Source organism: Gimesia aquarii (assembly GCF_007748175.1).
GTDB lineage: Bacteria > Planctomycetota > Planctomycetia > Planctomycetales > Planctomycetaceae > Gimesia > Gimesia aquarii_A.
Genome location: NZ_CP037422.1, coordinates 6,433,493 through 6,452,809 on the forward strand (window position 1 = coordinate 6,433,493; position 19,317 = coordinate 6,452,809).

Below are 19,317 nucleotides of genomic sequence, written 5' to 3' on the forward strand. Positions count from 1 at the left end.
AAGAAAATTGCATATCTACTCTTCTGATTTAATACCAACCGTTTTCCAAAACTGAGGATGATCCCCATGCTGGCTCTTTCTAATCTCTCAAACCGATTCTCTATTCCAGTGATGCTGGGCGCACTCATTAGTTCTCTGCTCTTAATGAGCTACGACCTCACAGAAGCGAATGGCAATGAGCATAAGCGACCGAACATCCTGTTTATTTTTACGGATGATCATGCTTCACATGCCATGAGTTGTTATGGATCAAAAATCAACCAAACTCCCAACCTGGATCGCATCGCTCGTGAAGGGATGATCTTTAATAACTGTTTCTGCACAAACAGTATTTGTGGCCCCAGTCGAGCTGTAATTCTGACCGGAAAACATAGTCACCTGAATGGCTTTAAACAGAATGGCAATAAATTTGATGGTTCACAGCAAACGTTTCCCAAAATCCTGAGAAGAAATGGCTACCAGACAGCCATCGTAGGAAAATGGCATCTTGCCACCCAACCCACCGGTTTCGACTATTCAGAAATTCTGATTGGCCAAGGTCCCTATTATAATCCCCCCATGATCAAAAACGGGAAACGTGTCAAACACGTTGGTTACACGACGGACATCATTACTGATCTCGCACTTGACTATCTCAAAAATAGCCGAGATACGGATAAACCATTCATGCTGATGTACCAACACAAAGCACCACACCGCAATTGGCAACCGGGACCGAAGTATTTACATATGTACGATGAAGTGACCATTCCCGAACCCGATAACCTGTTCGATAACTATGAAGGGCGCGGGACCGCAGCCAAACAACAGGATATGACCATTGCAACCACAATGACCCCCTTCGATTTGAAATTAACGCCTCCCAGAAATCTCACTCCCGAACAATTAAAAGTCTGGAATGCCGCTTACGAACCCAAAAACAGAGCATTCCGCAAGGCAAAGCTCACGGGTAAAGACCTGGTCCGTTGGAAATACCAACGCTATATGAAGGATTATCTGAGGTGCATTGCCTCGGTCGATGAAAATGTGGGGCGTATGCTCGACTATCTGGAGAAGTCGGGACTTGCGAAAAATACGGTTGTGATTTACTCATCGGACCAGGGGTTTTATTTGGGAGATCATGGCTGGTTCGATAAGCGTTTCATGTACGAGGAATCTTATCGCATGCCGTTTGTGGCACGCTGGCCCGGAGTCATCAAACCAGGCAGTGTGAATAATGATCTGGTTTCCAATCTCGACTTTGCAGAAACATTTCTCGATATTGCAGGCGCAAAAATACCAAAAGATATGCAAGGGGTCAGCTTAGTACCACTCTTTAAAGGAAATGAAGTCGCGTGGCGCGAAAGCCTCTATTATCATTACTATGAATTTTATAATGATCGTCGTTCAGCCCATATGGTACGCCGCCATAACGGAGTTCGTACGAAACGCTATAAACTAATTGATTTCTACAATCTGGGGGAATGGGAACTCTATGACCTGAAAAAAGATCCCCGTGAAATGAAAAGTGTCTATCATGATCCAGAGTATGCTCAAGTTGTTACAGAACTTAAGGCAGAACTGAAACGATTACAAAAGCAGTATCAGGTTCCCGATGACAGAGGATCGGTGCAAAAAGATCCGCCGTCACTTTACATCAAACCCAACCCCAGAGCCACTGGCGCAACGCAGAGAAAAAAATCTGAACCAAAAAAATAAGTGCTCGTTGAAAGAAGAGACGTCTGATCCAAGCCAATCATCACTTTGATCAGATCAATCTTTCTTGAGTCCATAAAATTGGATCGCGGCTACTGCGTACTGCCGCGATCCAAGGTTCCATCGCCAGGGAGGTAACATCTCGACATTGCGTACCTGCTGCGCGAAGGGAGAGTTCCCTACCAACAACGAAAACAAGACTCCCGGGTGCACGCCATGAAAAAAGTTCTGGGACGAGAGTAGCTGAGAAAGATATTGCTCGAATTGATGGTCGGGTACATGTGGTAAATCTGGTGCGGAGGCCGAAGAAACAAAATCACTTACCAGCAAACCAGCCCCGTCTTCCCCCATCAAGTCGATCATCGTTTGCATATGCTGAGAGCGAATAGCGATCATTGTCTCTTCAAATCGTGGATGGGTATCACCCACAGCTTTGACAACCAGATGAATTAATTGACTTAACAAACAGCTCGAACAGACAACATCAAATGGGTTCGGCAGATTCAAATTCACCGGCTGAGATAGTTTCAATATAATATCAGTCAGATTTGAACCGGCATTACTGTCGTCTTCATTCCATGCGGCAAGCTGTTCACCAATTCCGGTCAAATCACTTTTGTGTAGAAAAATTGAGGGCTCATTTTCTAAGGACTGAGACTGAATTGCACGTTCCAATGCAACTCCATCTATGTCAACCAGATGAATCTCACTGAATGCATGTAGTAATTGTTTCAAATTAAGGTCATTACAATTTCCTGCTCCTAAAACACATAACCGACCTCGATTCTCACCTGCCAGATCATTCAGATGACCAGTAAGCATCTTCCGGTGCGTGGCCCCCTCTTCCCAATTGGGAACACTATCCCGATTGAAACGAAACTGTTCCTCAAATAATTCGTTCATTGCAGAAGTTTTATGACTCCGAAATCCCTGGTAATTGCTCTGGTTATATTGATAGAGTCAACTGTACGTCATACATCAAATATATCAATCGAAAACTGATGAGAATCGCATTTTTGGCTATCACTAAATCATTTCGTTAGCCAAACTAGTGCTTTATGAGTTTTTTATTTAGATCTTTTTGAATCTTTTAAACTTTTCCAACTGATCACTTTAGAAACAATGAGAACTAATAAAAATAGCTTCTCGTCCAAGAGTTTCTATCGTTTTTCTGAATGCCATTTGTAATGTTATTTTTTGTAATTGCGTGCCTGGTCCCTTCATTTCTGATTTCTTTTCTGGCAACGGCTGCCATGCGCAAACTGGCCCCCAAATGGGGACTCATTGACCAGCCTGCACAAAGAAAAGTACACACGAATCCCACACCGTTGGGTGGTGGAGTAGGTATCTGGCTTGGTGTCGTTGTTCCCATTGGCATGGCCCAGTTGATTGTTTTGATTCTCTTGAAATCAGGCGCGACTCCCTCCTGGATCCCACAGGAACTAGCCCCACATTTAGAAGGAGTACTCTATCGCTCACAACTGTTATGGGCTGTGCTGGCTGGTGGAACGATCCTATCTGTCATGGGGCTGCTTGACGACAAAATCAATATCTCATGGAAGCCGCGTTTGATCATTCAACTACTGGTTGCAATGGGGTTGGTTTTTGCAGGTGTGCGAGGAACACTTTTTATCCAGCAGCCGTGGATCGGCATGTTATTGACTGTGGCCTGGATCATTGTGCTCGTTAACTCTTTAAATTTTCTGGACAACATGGATGGATTGACATCGGGAATCGGTCTAATCGCCGCGGTGCTGTTTGCATTGATTATGTTGCGATTTACCAGTGAACCGCGATGGCTCGTTGCTGGTGTGTTACTGGTTCTCGCTGGTTCAATTTCTGGTTTTTTATGTCACAATTGGCCTCCTGCTAAAATTTTCATGGGAGATTCCGGGAGCTATTTTATTGGCTTGATCCTCTCCACAATGACGATCCTCGGCACATTTTACTCCGGCAATTCAGCACAGGGAGAACCCGTTGCCAGCCGACATGTCATCCTGGCCCCTCTTTGTATTCTGGCAATTCCGCTCTACGATTTCTGTACGGTCATGGTGATAAGACTAAAAGAGGGACGCAGCCCTTTTCATGCCGATAAAAGCCATTTCTCTCACCGCCTGGTGGAACTTGGTCTGAGTAAACGAAATACTGTTCTTACCATCCATTTGGCAACATTGACAACGGGAGTCGCGGGGCTGATTCTCTATGAAGTCTCGTCATGGGATGCAGCATTACTCATCATATTACTGATTGTGTGTGTGCTTTCTATTGTCACAATACTGGAAAACGCAGGTCGGAAAAATCGAGAATGAGTAAACGCCGAAAACAACATCGGTCACAGTCATCTCATAGCAAACCCGATCCCGCTGCGCCTGAACACCATCCACTGCTTTCGTTGTTGAACGGAGTTCAACTGTTTCTTGTTGGCACATTGATCACAACACGTTATTTTCTGCCTGCAGAATCAGCTCCACAGGGGGATACACTACACATAGCGCTTGGCTGGTTCATCGTCGTCATTCTGTTTTCTAGCTCTTTACTATTGGATCGTTCCTGGACGCCTCGTCTTGACCGCTACGATTTTGGGGTATGGCTACTTGTTTCAGGTCAGGTAATCGCAACGATGGTGATGATTTTGATTACCGAGGGACAGAAACGAGCTGCTTTGAATCTAATGTGGGAATGGGTATCCCTCGGACTCTCCTTCTCGTTAATTCGACGAATCATTGCTACCACACAATTGCGCACAGTCTTATTACAAGGACTCTTAACAACGATTGTCCTGTTATCGGTTTATGGAATCTGGCAACATCATTGGATGTATGGCCAATTAGCCGAAGAATATCTCTCCGCGCGACAGCAATTTGATACGGCTTCCACGCCGGCCGAGCGTTCCGAATTTCAGAAGAAACTCCTATCAATGGGTGTCCCCGCTGATGCCTTATCGGGCAGCGGCCAACAACTATTTGAACAACGTCTGCTGGATAGCACAGAGCCATTAGGTATGTTTGCATTGGCAAATACATTTGCCGGTTTGCTCGCAGTCGGATTTCTGATTGCATTTTCACAGACGGTACATGCCCTTTTTGACAAAACCAGACATGTCACTTCAAAAGGAAGTCGATTCAAATCCTGGATCCTGTTGCTTCCCACAATCCTCATCGGCTATTGCCTGATCCTGACGAAAAGCCGCACTGCCTGGGTCGGCGTGGTGGGAGGCCTCGTTAGTCTTGGTATACTGAAGCTGATTCGACACAAAGAACAAAGTCAGGCATGGAAAAAGCAAGCGATCAAATGGGGAAGCATGGCTGGGATCATATTGCTTGGCTTTTTTCTTCTGGCAACATTCAGTGGTGGTTTTGATAAAGAGGTTTTGACAGAAGCTCCCAAATCACTGAAATATCGGCTGGAATGGTGGACTGCTACCTGGGATCTGATAAAAGAATCCCCGCTTTGGGGAACAGGTCCGGGAAACTTTCGCGAGCATTATTTGAAATACAAGCTTCCTGGCTCTAGTGAAGAAATTGCGGATCCTCACAACCTGTTTCTCGATGTCTGGGCCAATGGTGGAATGATAGCTTTCACTGGTTTATTAACCGTTCTTATGCTGGCCTGTTATCATTGGGTCATCAAACCATCAGCTTCCAGTAACGAATCCAAGACTGAAATAGATTCGTTTCAAAATGAAATGTCTACCAGTCAAGTGGCTTTGCTACTCGGTTTTATATTCGCATTCCCATTCTTGTGGGGGATTCAATTATTTCTACAATCCATTGATGAAACCCTGCTCTGGATCTTCTGCCTCGGTTGGTTGGTACTTTATTTTATGTTGAATTTGGGTTGGAAGACAGACGATGAATTCCAGCAGATAGAGGACCGCTCCTCTTTACTTTCGCTGTCATTAGCAGCCGGGTTTGTTGCTCTCAGTATTCATCTGCTGGGAGCAGGTGGCATTGCCATGCCAGCCATCACCCAAACATGGTTTTTGCTCCTCGCATTGGCTGTGCCTGTTACCTGTCAACAGGCACATGAAAGTGGAAACCTGCCACTAAAGAGCAGTTCTGGTAAATCTAAGCCTCTGAAATCTATACATTTGAAAACCTTACTCTTATTTGTCTGTCTTTTAATGATTGTTTTCTTCGTCTGGTCATCATTTGCGCCAACAATCCACCGAAAAAGACTCGTAATAAAAGGCGAACAGGCACTTCTGCGTGGTCGGTCCGCCCAGAGTGCTCAACGGTTTTTCAGACAAGCAACCCAGACAGACCCACTTTCTCCCGGTCCCTGGCAAGCTTTAGCACAGATAAATTTTAACCAATGGACTCAGCGCGAGCACGATGACCGTGATGCATTTGATCAAGGAGTAAAGCAACTAAAAGAGGCTATCAGGCGGAATCCCTTCAACCCACTCAGTTACTTTGAGTTAGGGCAGAAATTTTTCCAAGAATATCATATATCTAAAACACAAGCTGACTTAGATGATGCCATCGATAACCTGAATCAGGCAGTCACCGGCTATCCTAATAATGCCCGCTATCGAGCTGCTCTCGCCGAAGTTTTATTTGAGGCAGGTCAAATAAATGAGAGCCAGGGCGAGGCAAGACAAGCCATTGATTTAGACGAGGCGAATCATCAAGCTCAACACATTGACAAATATCTGAGTGAAAAGACTTTAAATAAAATGAAAGAGATAATTAACCTAAGTCATAGGAATCAGAATTGAACTCCGGCAACCTTAGGTTCATAATATCATTGGGTATCATTTACCAAGTGATTTGAAATGTATTTGCTACCTGATTTTGTTTTCGTATTATAATCTCAATTAATAAATTCATCGCTGGTGTAAATATGAATCTTCGAGCTATTCTCACAACCATTGTTGTTTTAATTGCTGCTCTTGCAGGAACTATCTGGTTAGGAAGAGGTAACAGCACACTAGAGACCGGAAATTCTGGGAACCCGCAAAAATCGGTAGAAGATGACCGACCTCAAGTTTCAGAGACCGGTCCCTACCCTAAAGCAGTTGTAGATGAAGAACTCTATAAATTTGGAGAAATGGCAGTTGGGCAATCTCTATCACATAAATTTGTGCTAAAAAATGAGGGAGAAGCTCCACTGGAGGTGAAAAAAGGAAATACAACCTGCAAGTGCACACTCAGTGAAATGAAAGACAATGCGGTCGCACCAGGCGAGTCAATTGAAATCGAACTCATCTGGACGCCGAAGACCCCACAAGAAACCTTTGGGCAAACTGCGACGATTTGGACCAATGATCCTAAAAACCAGGAAATGAAATTACAAATCGAAGGCACAGTCAATAACCTGATTTCCTTCACTGGTGATTCACTGGGTAGCCCGAATTGGTCTCTCCCTGTCATGTCAACCGAAGAGCCTGTATCGTTCACGGGAAAAATTCATACCAAGTATCTCGATGATTTTAAAATCTTAGAGATGATATCTAGTAATCCCGGTTTAACTTCTTCCTCGAAACCACTTACTCCAGAAGAATTAAAAGAAGTTGATGCCAAATCTGGATATGGAATAAAAATTACTGGAGACCCCAATAAATTTCCACTTGGTGGATTTATGGAACGATTGACTGTCAAAACAGACATTCCTAATAATTTGAAATCTGAGAAGCCAGACAAAGCACACAAACATGCTGATCATGATGGTCATGATCATAAACATGATGAACAAGCAGAGTACAAGGAATTTGTGATTCAAGTCTCAGGAAATCACACGGGGCCCATTCGTATTGTGCCCACTTTTGGAGTTCACTGGAATCCCAAAACCATGGTCCTTAATCTGGGGGAATTTGATTCTAAGGAAGGAAAAGAAGTTACACTTTCCATGTTTGTGGAAGGAACAGAACAACCCTTGAAAATATTGAGTCAGGAAATTGTACCTGATTTTCTCAAATTTGAACTCAAAAAAGATGACAAGTTTCAATCGAAAACAAAACAACGCTACGAACTGAAATTTGGAGTACCAGCTGGAAAACCTTCCATGTCATTTGGTCGAGGGAACTTAGCCAATGTAAAGTTACAGACCAACCATCCGAACGCAAAAGAGATCAACTTCCGTGTTCGGTTTATCTCGCTGTAGACTAAATGTCTTTAATATCCTAGCGCTCCCAATTGAAGATACTTCATTTTTTGGACTTTAATACCTGAACTATCCGGGGCTGGAGCCAGATCTACTTTGACGCAATACCATGCTATGAACTAAAATAGGTGAAGAGGGCTTCTTATTGTGTTTATTCCCCTCATACATTCCCATGGAAGGTTGCATTGAATGTTTTATAAAAGAAACTCAGAGCATCATTATCGGGTTGCCCTGCTCGCTAGCATTCTCTTGCTGGTTGGTTGCGAAAAGAAACTATCTTCCCCCCCTATAGCAAAGAATTCAGATTCAACAGTCACTGAAAACCAGTCAGCACATTCTGAGACAGAAAAACCCGTTACGACCGACACTGCTGAAAAGACTTCTGCTGCACAGACACATCAAAAAACGGAATCTGGCCATCACAAATCAGCTTCCAAAAGTTCTCCAAGACCTCTTTTTAAAGACTGGCCTGCTCCCAAGCTGGCAATCATACTTACCGGTGAACGTCGTGGTTACCTCGAACCTTGTGGCTGTACCCAAAATCAAACTGGAGGCGTTTCTCTACTTGCTAATCTTGTCAAAAAGATCGAAGATCAAAAATGGCCAGTGACTGCCTTTGATCTAGGGGGGCTTGTCAAACGAAACCGCCGCCAAAGTCAGATTAAATATGAGACCATTTTGGCATCAATGAAAGACATGAAGTATGCTGGTATAGGTTTGGGTCCTGAAGAACTTCGGTTTGGTGCTGATATTTTCCTGCAACTGCATAACCCAGAACCAGCATCTCCTAACACAACGCCCACATTTCTGGCAGCTAATATTCTTATTCTGGAGACTCCCGATCTGGGTAAAAGCCATTTCAAAATTATTGAAGTGGGTGGGGTGAAGATTGCTGTGACTTCCATCATTGGAAAAAGTCGGATGGAAAAAGTCCCCGATATCGTTTGGCAAGAACCAGTTAAAGTACTACCAGAAGTCATTAAAAAAATGCAAGCAGCGAAACCTGATTTGATGGTTCTGCTTTCTCAATCGGACAAGGAAGAATCAAAGTCCATCGCTGAAAAACTTCCCGTTTTTGATATCCTGTTGACCGCCGGCGGTGTGGAAGATCCAATTGGGAAACCAACATTTATCGGCAAAACGATGATGGTTGATGTTGGTCATAAAGGAAAAAATGCCGGCGTCGTTGGTTATTATCCAGAAAGCGCAGCCAAGGATGATCCATCTAAACGATTCCGATTCACGGTGATCGAACTTGATAAGCAACGCTTTCAGGACACACCACGTATGGCCGAGCATATGCAATTTTATCAAGATCGTCTGAAACAAGAAGATTTGGCTGCGAAGGAGCTACCCATTGACCATCCACGCGGCGCGACATATGTTGGGGCAGAAACATGTGGTGAGTGCCACACAAAAGCATATGAAAAATGGCTCACTACCGCGCATGCTCATGCTTACGAAAGTCTCATCACCGGCCGAGAAGACCAGAAAGGGCAGAACGTCATTTCACGTATCTATGATCCAGAATGTCTTTCCTGCCATGTCACCGGTTGGCATCCACAGGATGTGATCCGTTATAAAAGTGGTTTTGTCAACAAAAAAGAATCTCCGCATTTACTGGGACAGCAATGCGAAAACTGCCATGGTCCTGGAAGTGGACACATCGAACTAGTCGATATGGACAAACTCGAAGAAGCCAAAAAAGTGATGCGGGTTACACTGGATGAAGCTAAAAAGAAAACCTGCTATCAGTGCCACGATCTGGACAATAGCCCCAATTTCGAATTTGACTCTTATTGGGAAAAAGTCAAACACCCCTGGCGGGATTAAAATGCTGGAAGTAGAACAAAAATTTGCCATCTCTGACAAAAACAATCTGATACAACAACTCAAGCATATTGGCGCCAGCCGTGTAAATTCCCTGAAACAGCAAGATCACTATTTTGCACATCCTACCCGTAATTTTGCTGAGACAGACGAGGCAATTCGTATTCGCTGTAACGGGTCCAATAATCGAATCACGTATAAAGGCCCAAAACTCTCAACAATCAGCAAAGTGCGTCAGGAGATTGAACTGGAATTTGAGTCAGGTCAACGCGCATTTGAACAATTGGCGGAAATGCTTGAAATTCTGGGGTTTCAACCTCTCAAAGCTGTCAAAAAAGTACGCACCCCCTTCAGCTATTCACACGGCCAACATACTTTTGAAATTACGATAGACGAGGTGGAAGAACTCGGAACTTTTGCAGAAATTGAATTAATGGCAGAGGAATCTGAACTCACCAATGCGGAAGAAGCCATCATTGAATTGGCAAGATCTTTGGGATTATCCAATCCGATTCGGAATTCTTATTTAGGGATGTTGCTTGAAAATAAACCTTAATTTGGTCCCCTAACAGTGTCTTGCAAATTTTGAATCTTTCCTGTGATTTATTCCTTTTCAGATTGGCTGAATTCTGAAATAATTACTGTCAGATATATTTCTCTCATGTTTTCTATTGTGACAGGAGAAAAACTTGCTAGTATATATTCGTCCACAATAGACATTTCCCTTTAAATCTATGGGTCGAGACGGCGTTCAATAATGACGTCCCCGCAATTCTCGACAAATTAGGCACTTGCTTCGCCTGACGAACTCATTCTCAATTGCGGGGCAACTGTCATATTATTGAAGGAAGACCTCAATGGCTGCAAAGGCACGATCAAAACGAGCCGCTAGTACAAACACAACTCAAAACAACGGTTCCGCCACTCCTGATGGAATGCTTGATAATGCTCTCGGGCAAATTGAGCAGGCCTTTGGTAAAGGCGCCATCATGAAATTAACGGGAGACAATGCGCAAGTTGTCCCCGCCATCGCTAGTGGTGCCCTTTCACTCGACTTGGCTCTAGGTGGTACCGGCTTTCCTCGCGGACGGATTATTGAATTATATGGCCCGGAATCAAGTGGTAAAACCACACTCGCATTACATGTGATCGCAAATGCACAAAAAGAAGGAGGCATCGCCGCTTTCATTGATGCTGAGCATGCACTCGACCCAATCTGGGCTAAAAAACTCGGAGTCAACATCTCGGAATTATTGGTTAGTCAGCCTACTTATGGTGAAGAGGGGCTGCAAATTGCCGAAATGCTGATCAAATCGAACTCTGTGGATGTGATCGTCGTCGACTCGGTCGCTGCATTAGTTCCCAAAGCAGAACTGGATGGCGAGATTGGTGATACCCACGTTGGTCTCCAGGCCCGCATGATGAGTCAAGCCATGCGAAAGTTGACAGGAGCTATTTCTAAGTCCAAAACGACCGTGATATTCATCAACCAGATTCGTGAGAAAATTGGTGTCATGTTTGGTAGCCCCGAAACAACACCTGGTGGTCGTGCTCTGAAGTTTTATAGTTCTGTGCGTGTGGATGTTCGCCGTGTGGCGACGCTGAAAGATGGCGATACGGTTACCGGCATACGTATGAAAGCCAAGATTGTCAAAAATAAGATCGCCCCTCCTTTCCGAATTGCTGAATTTGATATGCTCAGTACTGGTGGCATCAACTTTGAATTGGACCTGCTAGATTTGGCTGCTGAAAATAAAATCGTCAAAAAGAGTGGTAGCTGGTTCAGTTATGGAGAAACGCGACTCGGGCAAGGTCGAGACCGTTCCAAGACAGTTTTAGAAGAAAATCCTGAACTCTGTCAGGAAATTAAACAGAAAGTACTAATCGCTCAAGGGCTGGTTCCTTCTTCAGAAGCAGTGGAAGCCTGATCTGGCAATCTTTCTACCAAATGAGTGATTCGTGACAATTCCCTCAACGACCTTGAGTCCGAACGTGGTATTCAAGGTCGTTTTGCATTGGGTTCTCTCCAGAAACACTGTAAAATTAGCGTTTATTTAATCCAAACCAAGTAGGAAATGTTTTCCTATAGCACTTATAAAAGTTTTTTAATTTGAACTAAGGCAACAAATGTCTGATGATCAATCCACAAAATTTGCTCAAAGCCAGGCGTTGTTCATCTTGGCTTTGGTGAGTGGCCTGCTTCTCTTTCCACCTCAAAAAAGTAATTCACTACATGCGCAAGGGCTGGACGCGAGAGCCATTGCTGTTGCCGTCGAAAAACAATTGATCACAGCCATTGAAAAGTCTGAAAAGTCCGTCGTTGCGATTTCAAAAATCAAAACGAAAAAACAACAATTCCAATCTCGTGTCCCTGCTCCTTTTGGATTGGACCCTAATCAACAGTTTAATGAATCGCAAAACCCACAGAATCTGAGTTTTATTCCTAACGAATTTGGTTCAGGCATACTAATTCCAGATTCAACAAATCAGAAGCGAACTCTGATCCTCACGAATTATCATCTGACACAGGGGGGCCCTGTAGAAGGGCAAAAGACAATTCCTGAAAATCGTATCTATATTCACACAGTCAATCGACGGGGCTTCTATGCGGAAATTATCGCTGCTGACCCGCGTAGTGATCTGGCTGTCCTCGTCCCGGCGCGCGATCTTCCTCGAGAATATGCCCAATCACTGACCCCCATTAAATACGGAAACACAGAATCGATTCGGAAGGGTCAATTTGTGATTGCTTTGGGAAATCCATATGCCATTGCCCGCGATGGCTCACCGAGTGCCAGTTGGGGAATTGTAAGTAACTTTCACCGATTTCCTGTTCCTGTAAAAAAACACTTTTTTGATCAAGAAATTGCCAAAGAAGAAACACTGCACCATTTTGGAACTTTATTACAGGTTGATACACGTCTTGATCTGGGGACCAGTGGTGGTGCATTATTGGACCTAGATGGAAATCTGATTGGAATTACAACATCACTGGCGGCATTAGACGGATATGAAAAGTCGACAGGTTATGCCATTCCCATCGATAATTCGACAAAGCGGATCATTAACAGCCTCTCTGCTGGACTGGAAGCAGAATACGGTTTTCTCGGTATCCAGCCAACTACGATTGAGCGTAGTCAGGCAAGACACAATTTTATTGGAAATTCGCCGCTCCGAGATCCCTTCTATGTATCTGCCATCAATGTGAAACAACATTCCCCTGCCCAATTGGCCGGCATGCAACCGCATGATTTGATTCTATCAATCAATGGGAAAAAATTGACAAATCATCTGGAGTTAATGCGGGAAGTAGGCAAAGCAGGAGCAGGAAATGAAGTAAAGCTTCAAATATTAAGAGGAAGAAAACCGCGTGAGTTGACTCTGACAGTGAAACTAGGAAAATGGCCAGTGGTTGACGATGAAGGGATAGTTCAAACTCAATACCGCCACCCACTCTGGCGCGGACTGAGAGTTGATTACCCCACAGCGCGCAGCAAATTTACATATAGTCCGTTCAGTTACCCACCTGCAGTCGTAGTGACCCATATCGATCCAGAAAGTCCCGCTCAACTTGCTGGTCTTAAAGAAGGGACGTTTATAAGTCATATTAATAATCAAGCAATCAAGACACCTGATTTGTTTTATCAGGAAGTACAAAAAATAAGCAATTCACAACAAGTAACATTACAACTTTTGGATGGCCGAAAAGTTATCCTTCCCCCAATTAAGTAATCTTAAAAGCAATGAAAACAGACGAACTTCGCGAAAGTTATCTCTCCTTCTTTGAAGAAAAAGGATGTGTTAGACGACCTTCAGATGTATTGGTCCCACGTGATGACCGTACCGTGCTATTCACTCCCGCAGGAATGAATCAATTTAAAAATCAGTTTCTGGGTGTTGGTAAACTCGAATTTACCCGAGCTACAACCTGCCAGATGTGCCTGCGCACTGGAGACATTCAAAATGTGGGAGTGACTCCCTACCACCATACATTTTTTGAGATGCTCGGAAATTTCTCATTTGGCGATTACTTTAAACGTGAAGCAATTCATTGGGCCTGGGAGTACCTGACTGATAAAAAATGGTTGGGTCTGGATTCTAACCTGCTATCTGTAACGGTCTACCAGGACGATGATGAAGCTTACAATATCTGGCACGATGAAATTAAAGTTCCCTCGAATCGAATCAGCCGTGAAAATGAACACGAAAATTTCTGGCCTGCAGGTGCACCCTCCTTAGGCCCTGATGGTGTCTGTGGTCCTTGCAGTGAAATTTTTTATCATCCTAATGGTGGAAAAGATAATGTAGAAATCTGGAACCTTGTTTTCACTCAATTCAATCGCGTGGGAGATCCCCCTGATAATTTAAAACCACTTCCTAAACAAAATATCGATACTGGCATGGGATTAGAGCGTACAGCCTCGGTCCTGCAAGGAGTCCCCAGTAACTTTGAAATTGACACTCTCAAAAAACTCTGTTTGGCAGCCGGCGATGCTGTGGGAACGAATTATCAATTCGAATCAGCAGCAGGTCGCCCGCTCCGCCGTATCTCAGACCACGTTCGCGCTGTCACCTTTAGTATTCATGAAGGCGTGAATCCAGGCAGTGAGAAAGAGAGTTATGTTGTTCGGCAGTTACTACGCCGTGCACTCTTGGAAGGCTATCTATTAGGAAAACATGAACCATTTCTATTCCAGATTGTCCCGTCCGTAGTCGAGATCATGAAAGCACCTTATCCGGATATAGCAAAAACGGTTGAAAATGCGCAGCGCATCATCAAGGAGGAAGAAGAACAATTTCTGGGTGTCATTGGAAAAGGACTGACACGCTTCGAAGGATTCGTCAAAAATGCCGAAAAGAACGGGCTCTCAAAAATCTCTGGCGAAGAGGTCTTTGACCTTCATCAGACAGATGGATTTCTAATTGAACTCACTGAAGCACTCGCTGCCAAAAATAATCTTTCCGTAGACCGTGCTGAATTTGATACTCTGATGCAGCGACATAAAGAAGGCAGTGGTAGTGGTGCCTTTCTAGACTCAGTCATGTCAGAAGGTCCATTAACGGCATTACACAAAACGACCAGCGATACGGTTTTTAAAGGCTACGAAACCACAGAAGCAGACGCAAAAGTTGTTGGGATTATTGCTGAAGACAGGCTAGTGGAATCACTCGTTGAAAAAGGACACGCCCACCCTGTTGTACTAGTGCTTGATCAAACTCCCTTTTATGCAGAAGCAGGTGGACAAGTAGGCGATACCGGTTTCATAGAATCAGATGACATACATTTTGAAGTCATTAACACACAGAAAAATGGTGGATTGATTCTTCACATCGGACACCTTTTAAAGGGTAAACTCGATCAGGGACAAACACTAAAAGCAACAGTAACTGAGCCCCGGCGATCAGGAATTCAACGTGCCCATTCGGCAACGCACTTGTTACACCATGGTCTTCAATCAGTTTTAGGCCAAAACGCAATGCAACGCGGGTCGAAAGTTGAAGAAGATATGCTCCGCTTTGACTTCTCGCATAGCAAGTCACTGACTTCAGAAGAAATCAGTCAGATTGAAGATATCATCAATCAGCGTATCTCAGAAGGTGCCAATGTCACGACAGAGCTGATGAAACTTCAAGTTGCCCGCGATCTTGGTGCAATGGCTCTGTTCGGTGAAAAATATCCAGACAATGTGCGTGTCGTCAGAATGGGAGATTTTAGCATTGAACTTTGTGGGGGCACTCACCTGTCTAATACAGGGCAAGTGGGTCTCTGCAAAATTGTGAGCGAAGAACCTGTTGCCAAAGGCGTTCGACGTATTCACGCCCTGACAGGTCCTAAAGCACTGGAAAAAACGAGAAATACTGAAAAACTGCTCCAGGAAATTGCCGTGCAACTCAAAGCACCGCGAGTGGACGAACTACCTCATCGCATTGCACACTTGCAGGATGAACTACGCGAAACTAAAAAGCAGCTCTTGAAGTTTTCCAGCAAATCACTGGCCAGTACTGCCGATAAACTACTGGAAAATGCTGCCACTGTAAACGATGTAAAAATTGTTGCATATTATGCAAAAGATGCTTCGCGAGACCAGCTACGTGAATTAGCAGATCATCTGCGTAAAAAAGGAAAACATGTTGCCCTGATCTTGGGTACCGTTATTGATGATAAGGTTGCTTTAATGGCTGCCGTCAATCAATATCTGGTCAAGCAGGGACTCAAAGCCGGTGACTGCGTTAAAGCGGCTGCGCAAGTTGTCGGAGGCGGCGGTGGTGGACGTCCTGATATGGCAGAAGCCGGCGGTAAACATCCCGAGAAGTTGGAAGAGGCTCTTTCTACAGGCTCAAGCTACTATCGCAATAAGCTGGAAGGCTAGTCGTTCTCAGTTGAAATGGCTTAAATCAGCTTACGCCGATTGAGTTCGGCCACGACACGTTGCACTATCTGAGAAACATCGCTGTTACTTAGGTCTTCTGTAATTCCCGTAGTACAGCCTCCAATCGGTTCATTTGTAAAACCGTGCTCTGAAAGCATGCATTGCAGTGTTCGGCTCAAGGTAGAGATATCGGTTTGCTGCTCTGGTGTAATTGGCTGGCGTCCCTCTCCCATGCTAAAGCCACGTAATTCCACTGCAGCGCGGAAGCCTTCAGGAAACTCTGCCGAATAAATCATCGTATCAAATAATGTCAATAAGTCATATTGAATACGACGTGCTTCATCTAGTTGTCCTGAGAGGGTCATATCATATAGCTTACGAGTTAATTCAGGAACAACTCCTGAACTGGCATTCGTTCCACCATCTGCTCCGCTAAGCAATAAGGGCATTAGCGCCGCATCCCAACCAGTCAGAAATGAAAACTCCGGACGGTTAGGCCGCACAGCCTGAATCATACGAATCATATTGGGAATATCACCCGATGAATCCTTAATCGCTACGATACGCTCACATTCTTCAGAAAGGCGTTGAATGGTAGGAACATCAATCGGGCTGGCAAACATCGGAATGTTATAGAGCGTTACATCGATGGGGGTATTATCACCAATTTCCTTAAAATAGGCATAAACAGAAGCAGGACTCAACTTGTAATAAAACGGGGCAACAATCGCGACAGCTCGAATTCCCAACCCATGGTAATACTCACAGGCTTTGATTGTTTCACGAACATTCGCTTCAGCGGCCCCCGCCAGAATAGGTACACGACCTTTCGTCTGGTCGGCAATGATGGCGACAATCCGACGTCTCTCTTCGGGAGTAAACCGAGTGAATTCGCCGGTAGAACCATTGGGATAGAGGCCGTGAACACCTTTTTCAATAAGCCAATCAATATAGCGGCGTAATTCTGGTTCGTTAATTTCGCCTTTAGAATCGTAGGGAACAAGGTTTGGAGTAAAAATTCCACTAAGTTTTGACTGGGGCTGCATCCTGAGGGTTACCTATACATAAAAACAAAACTTGCTGGTTTACAGAGTATAGGAAAATTATAGCATACAAATCGATGAGAGAACACAGTTTCAGTCCGCTTCCGTTGGCTCTTCTTCAGACTCATCCTGCTGATCAGGTTCTTCCTCATCCTTATTCGTTAATTCACTCTCCTCTTCGTCTTTTTCATGATTAGGATTATTAAATTCCTCAGCGCTGATACCGGCCTCCAGAATTTTTTCAGCCTCAGCCTCTCCAGAGCGTCCATAAAACTGCAGAATCAGGAATAATACAATGAGACCTACAGGCAAGAGTATGTATGGCTGAATACCAAAACCAACGGGAATATAACCAAATACTAATGAGATAACAGCAACAGTAATCGCATAAGGCATCTGTGTAAGAACGTGGTCTAGATGGTCCGAACCAGCTGCTGCGGATGAAAGTATCGTCGTATCCGAAATGGGAGAACAGTGATCACCAAAAATAGCACCTGCCAAAACTCCTCCAATCGTTCCTAACATCAAATGATGGTTGGGATCGACTTCGTTCAAGGGAACTAAAAGACTGTAGGTCACAGAAATCGATAAAGGCATCAATAGTCCCATGGTTGACCACGAACTACCGGTGGCAAAGCTGACTGCCGCAGCCAATAGAAATGTAATTGTTGGCATCCAGTTCGGAGAAAGGCTTCCTGAGAGCAACTCCACTAAAACTCCGGCTGTATCTAGATGGCTCGCATCACAAATTGTGGCAATGGACCATGCTAATACCAGGATCAAGATTGCCAGAAACATACTTTTAGCTCCAGCTGACCAGGCTTCAACACATTCATTTAATGAGAGTACTCTAGTAAAACTACAACTAGCAATAGCGGCTATTGAAGCCAGGAACGAAGAGATCAGCAAGACCCGATTTGGTGACGCATGTTCTAAAACAGTTCGAAAATTCTTTTGCAACAAAGTTTGTCCCGACTCGAACCGCTCAACATTCAGGCGTTCGATTTCAATTGTCCCTGTCCACATCAGCCCAATCATTACTAGTCCCAGCAAGACGAATAGAGGAATCAATGCATTTCGCAATAACAGGCGATGTGCCAATTGCCCCTGCTCTGCAACTGTTTCTGCCTCAACGACATTGACTCGCCCTGGCCGAATGACCTGGTCAAATGCAATTGCTCGTACTTCTGCTTTCAACATCGGACCATAATCGTGCCCCAAATAGGCAACCAGCCAAACAAAGGCTAATAGTTGTAACGGATAAAAACGATACGGCAGGCTATATAAAAAAGTTGTATAATAGTCTTCTGCCATTCCCAAACTAGCATAGGAATCTGCTATATAACCAATTTCCACCCCAACCCACGTTGAGATAATGGCAATTCCTGATACAGGTGCAGCAGTTGAATCGACGAGAAATGCAAGCTTCTCGCGAGAGACTTTCATGCGATCAGTCATTGGCCGCATCGAACTTCCCACTAACAACGAATTTGCATAGTCGTCAAAAAAAATAATGAGTCCCAAGAACCAGGTCATGAGCTGACTGTGTTCGCGTTTAGACGCGTATTTTGACAGCCTGTTTACTAACGCAGCGGAGCCTCCCCCCACAGACATGACTCCTACCATTGCACCAAGGAACATCGTAAACAGGATGATCATCAAATGGGAATTATCAGGATTGCCTGGCTCTACAATCTCATGGATTACAAAAGTATCCAGAGTATGCACAAATCCGAGAAACAAGTTCCCGTGCGCTAAAATAACGGCGCCACTCCAGACACTTACCAGCAAAGCAAGAATGATATTTCGAAACCAGATGGCCAGTACAACAGCTAAGACGGGAGGCAATAAACTCAGCCATTTTGAGATACGATAAACCTCTAACGAACCTGTACCTCGAATGTCAGGATCGACAATAATCAGATCCTGAGTAATGAAGACCTTCTGGTTTTGTGTCAGATCGGTCTTTAATTCTAAAATACCGTTCTTAAAAGGAGGTAACGCAGTATCAACCCCTTTAACCCAAAGCTCCAAACCAAGAATTTCCTGGGGATGACCAGAGAATTCCTTATCCAATTCCCCTTCTACAGTGAGAGCACGGATGGTTACTTTACTGACAGGGATGCCGATGACGGTAACATCCGGAGCTTCAATCGTATATCTTGCAGGCTCTTTCTGTAGAGGCACATCCGAGATCTTCTCAGACTGCCCTAAGAAACTTGCCAAAATTATCAGATAGGATTGAATCGCCGCCATCGTCCCTCAGGCTGCTT

The 19,317-nt window shown here is 44.4% G+C and carries 12 protein-coding genes; 9 read left to right on the top strand and 3 right to left on the bottom strand.

Annotation, left to right across the window (positions count from 1 at the left end; all coding sequences use genetic code 11):
* Nucleotides 1-66: 66 nt before the first annotated feature.
* On the top strand, nt 67-1,698 hold the full coding sequence (locus V202x_RS24340; RefSeq protein WP_232098681.1) for a sulfatase: 1,632 nt from the start codon (nt 67-69) through the stop codon (nt 1,696-1,698).
* 54 nt (nt 1,699-1,752) lie between these two features.
* Here the strand turns inward: V202x_RS24340 and V202x_RS24345 are convergent, their stop codons facing one another.
* Nucleotides 1,753-2,598, bottom strand: a complete 846-nt coding sequence (locus tag V202x_RS24345) for a hypothetical protein (protein ID WP_145179401.1) — start codon at nt 2,596-2,598, stop codon at nt 1,753-1,755.
* A 284-nt stretch (nt 2,599-2,882) separates the two neighbouring features.
* Between V202x_RS24345 and V202x_RS24350 the strand changes: the two genes are divergently transcribed.
* The 8 genes from V202x_RS24350 to alaS all read left to right on the top strand — a co-directional run bounded on the left by V202x_RS24350 (nt 2,883) and on the right by alaS (nt 16,001).
* Nucleotides 2,883-4,004 (top strand): MraY family glycosyltransferase, encoded by a 1,122-nt coding sequence (locus V202x_RS24350; RefSeq protein ID WP_232098683.1) that lies wholly within the window; start codon nt 2,883-2,885, stop codon nt 4,002-4,004.
* The gene (locus tag V202x_RS24355; RefSeq protein ID WP_197993077.1) at nt 4,001-6,415 is read left to right on the top strand and encodes an O-antigen ligase family protein; all 2,415 of its coding nucleotides are present in this window, start codon (nt 4,001-4,003) and stop codon (nt 6,413-6,415) included. The genes V202x_RS24350 and V202x_RS24355 overlap by 4 nt, the downstream gene beginning before the upstream one ends.
* Nucleotides 6,416-6,540: 125 nt before the next feature.
* The gene (locus V202x_RS24360; protein WP_145179404.1) at nt 6,541-7,800 is read left to right on the top strand and encodes a DUF1573 domain-containing protein; all 1,260 of its coding nucleotides are present in this window, start codon (nt 6,541-6,543) and stop codon (nt 7,798-7,800) included.
* A 189-nt stretch (nt 7,801-7,989) separates the two neighbouring features.
* The gene (locus V202x_RS24365; RefSeq protein ID WP_145179405.1) at nt 7,990-9,633 is read left to right on the top strand and encodes a multiheme c-type cytochrome; all 1,644 of its coding nucleotides are present in this window, start codon (nt 7,990-7,992) and stop codon (nt 9,631-9,633) included.
* A 1-nt stretch (nt 9,634) separates the two neighbouring features.
* A complete protein-coding gene (cyaB, locus tag V202x_RS24370) occupies nt 9,635-10,186 on the top strand; it encodes a class IV adenylate cyclase (RefSeq protein ID WP_197993078.1) in 552 nt (183 codons plus the stop codon).
* Nucleotides 10,187-10,487: 301 nt separating this feature from the next.
* Nucleotides 10,488-11,558: a recombinase RecA gene (gene recA, locus V202x_RS24375; protein WP_145179407.1), complete on the top strand. Its 1,071-nt coding sequence runs from the start codon at nt 10,488-10,490 to the stop codon at nt 11,556-11,558.
* 199 nt (nt 11,559-11,757) lie between these two features.
* Nucleotides 11,758-13,362 (top strand): trypsin-like peptidase domain-containing protein, encoded by a 1,605-nt coding sequence (locus V202x_RS24380; protein ID WP_145179408.1) that lies wholly within the window; start codon nt 11,758-11,760, stop codon nt 13,360-13,362.
* An 11-nt stretch (nt 13,363-13,373) separates the two neighbouring features.
* Nucleotides 13,374-16,001: an alanine--tRNA ligase gene (alaS, locus tag V202x_RS24385; RefSeq protein ID WP_145179409.1), complete on the top strand. Its 2,628-nt coding sequence runs from the start codon at nt 13,374-13,376 to the stop codon at nt 15,999-16,001.
* A gap of 20 nt (nt 16,002-16,021) precedes the next feature.
* On the opposite strand, the gene V202x_RS24390 is transcribed toward alaS, so the two are convergent.
* Both V202x_RS24390 and V202x_RS24395 read right to left on the bottom strand, forming a co-directional pair.
* The gene (locus V202x_RS24390) at nt 16,022-17,047 is read right to left on the bottom strand and encodes a dihydrodipicolinate synthase family protein (protein WP_145179410.1); all 1,026 of its coding nucleotides are present in this window, start codon (nt 17,045-17,047) and stop codon (nt 16,022-16,024) included.
* A gap of 90 nt (nt 17,048-17,137) precedes the next feature.
* Complete coding sequence (locus V202x_RS24395; RefSeq protein WP_145179411.1) at nt 17,138-19,300, bottom strand: Na+/H+ antiporter NhaC family protein; 2,163 nt, start codon at nt 19,298-19,300, stop codon at nt 17,138-17,140.
* Between the last annotated feature and the right edge of the window lie 17 nt (nt 19,301-19,317).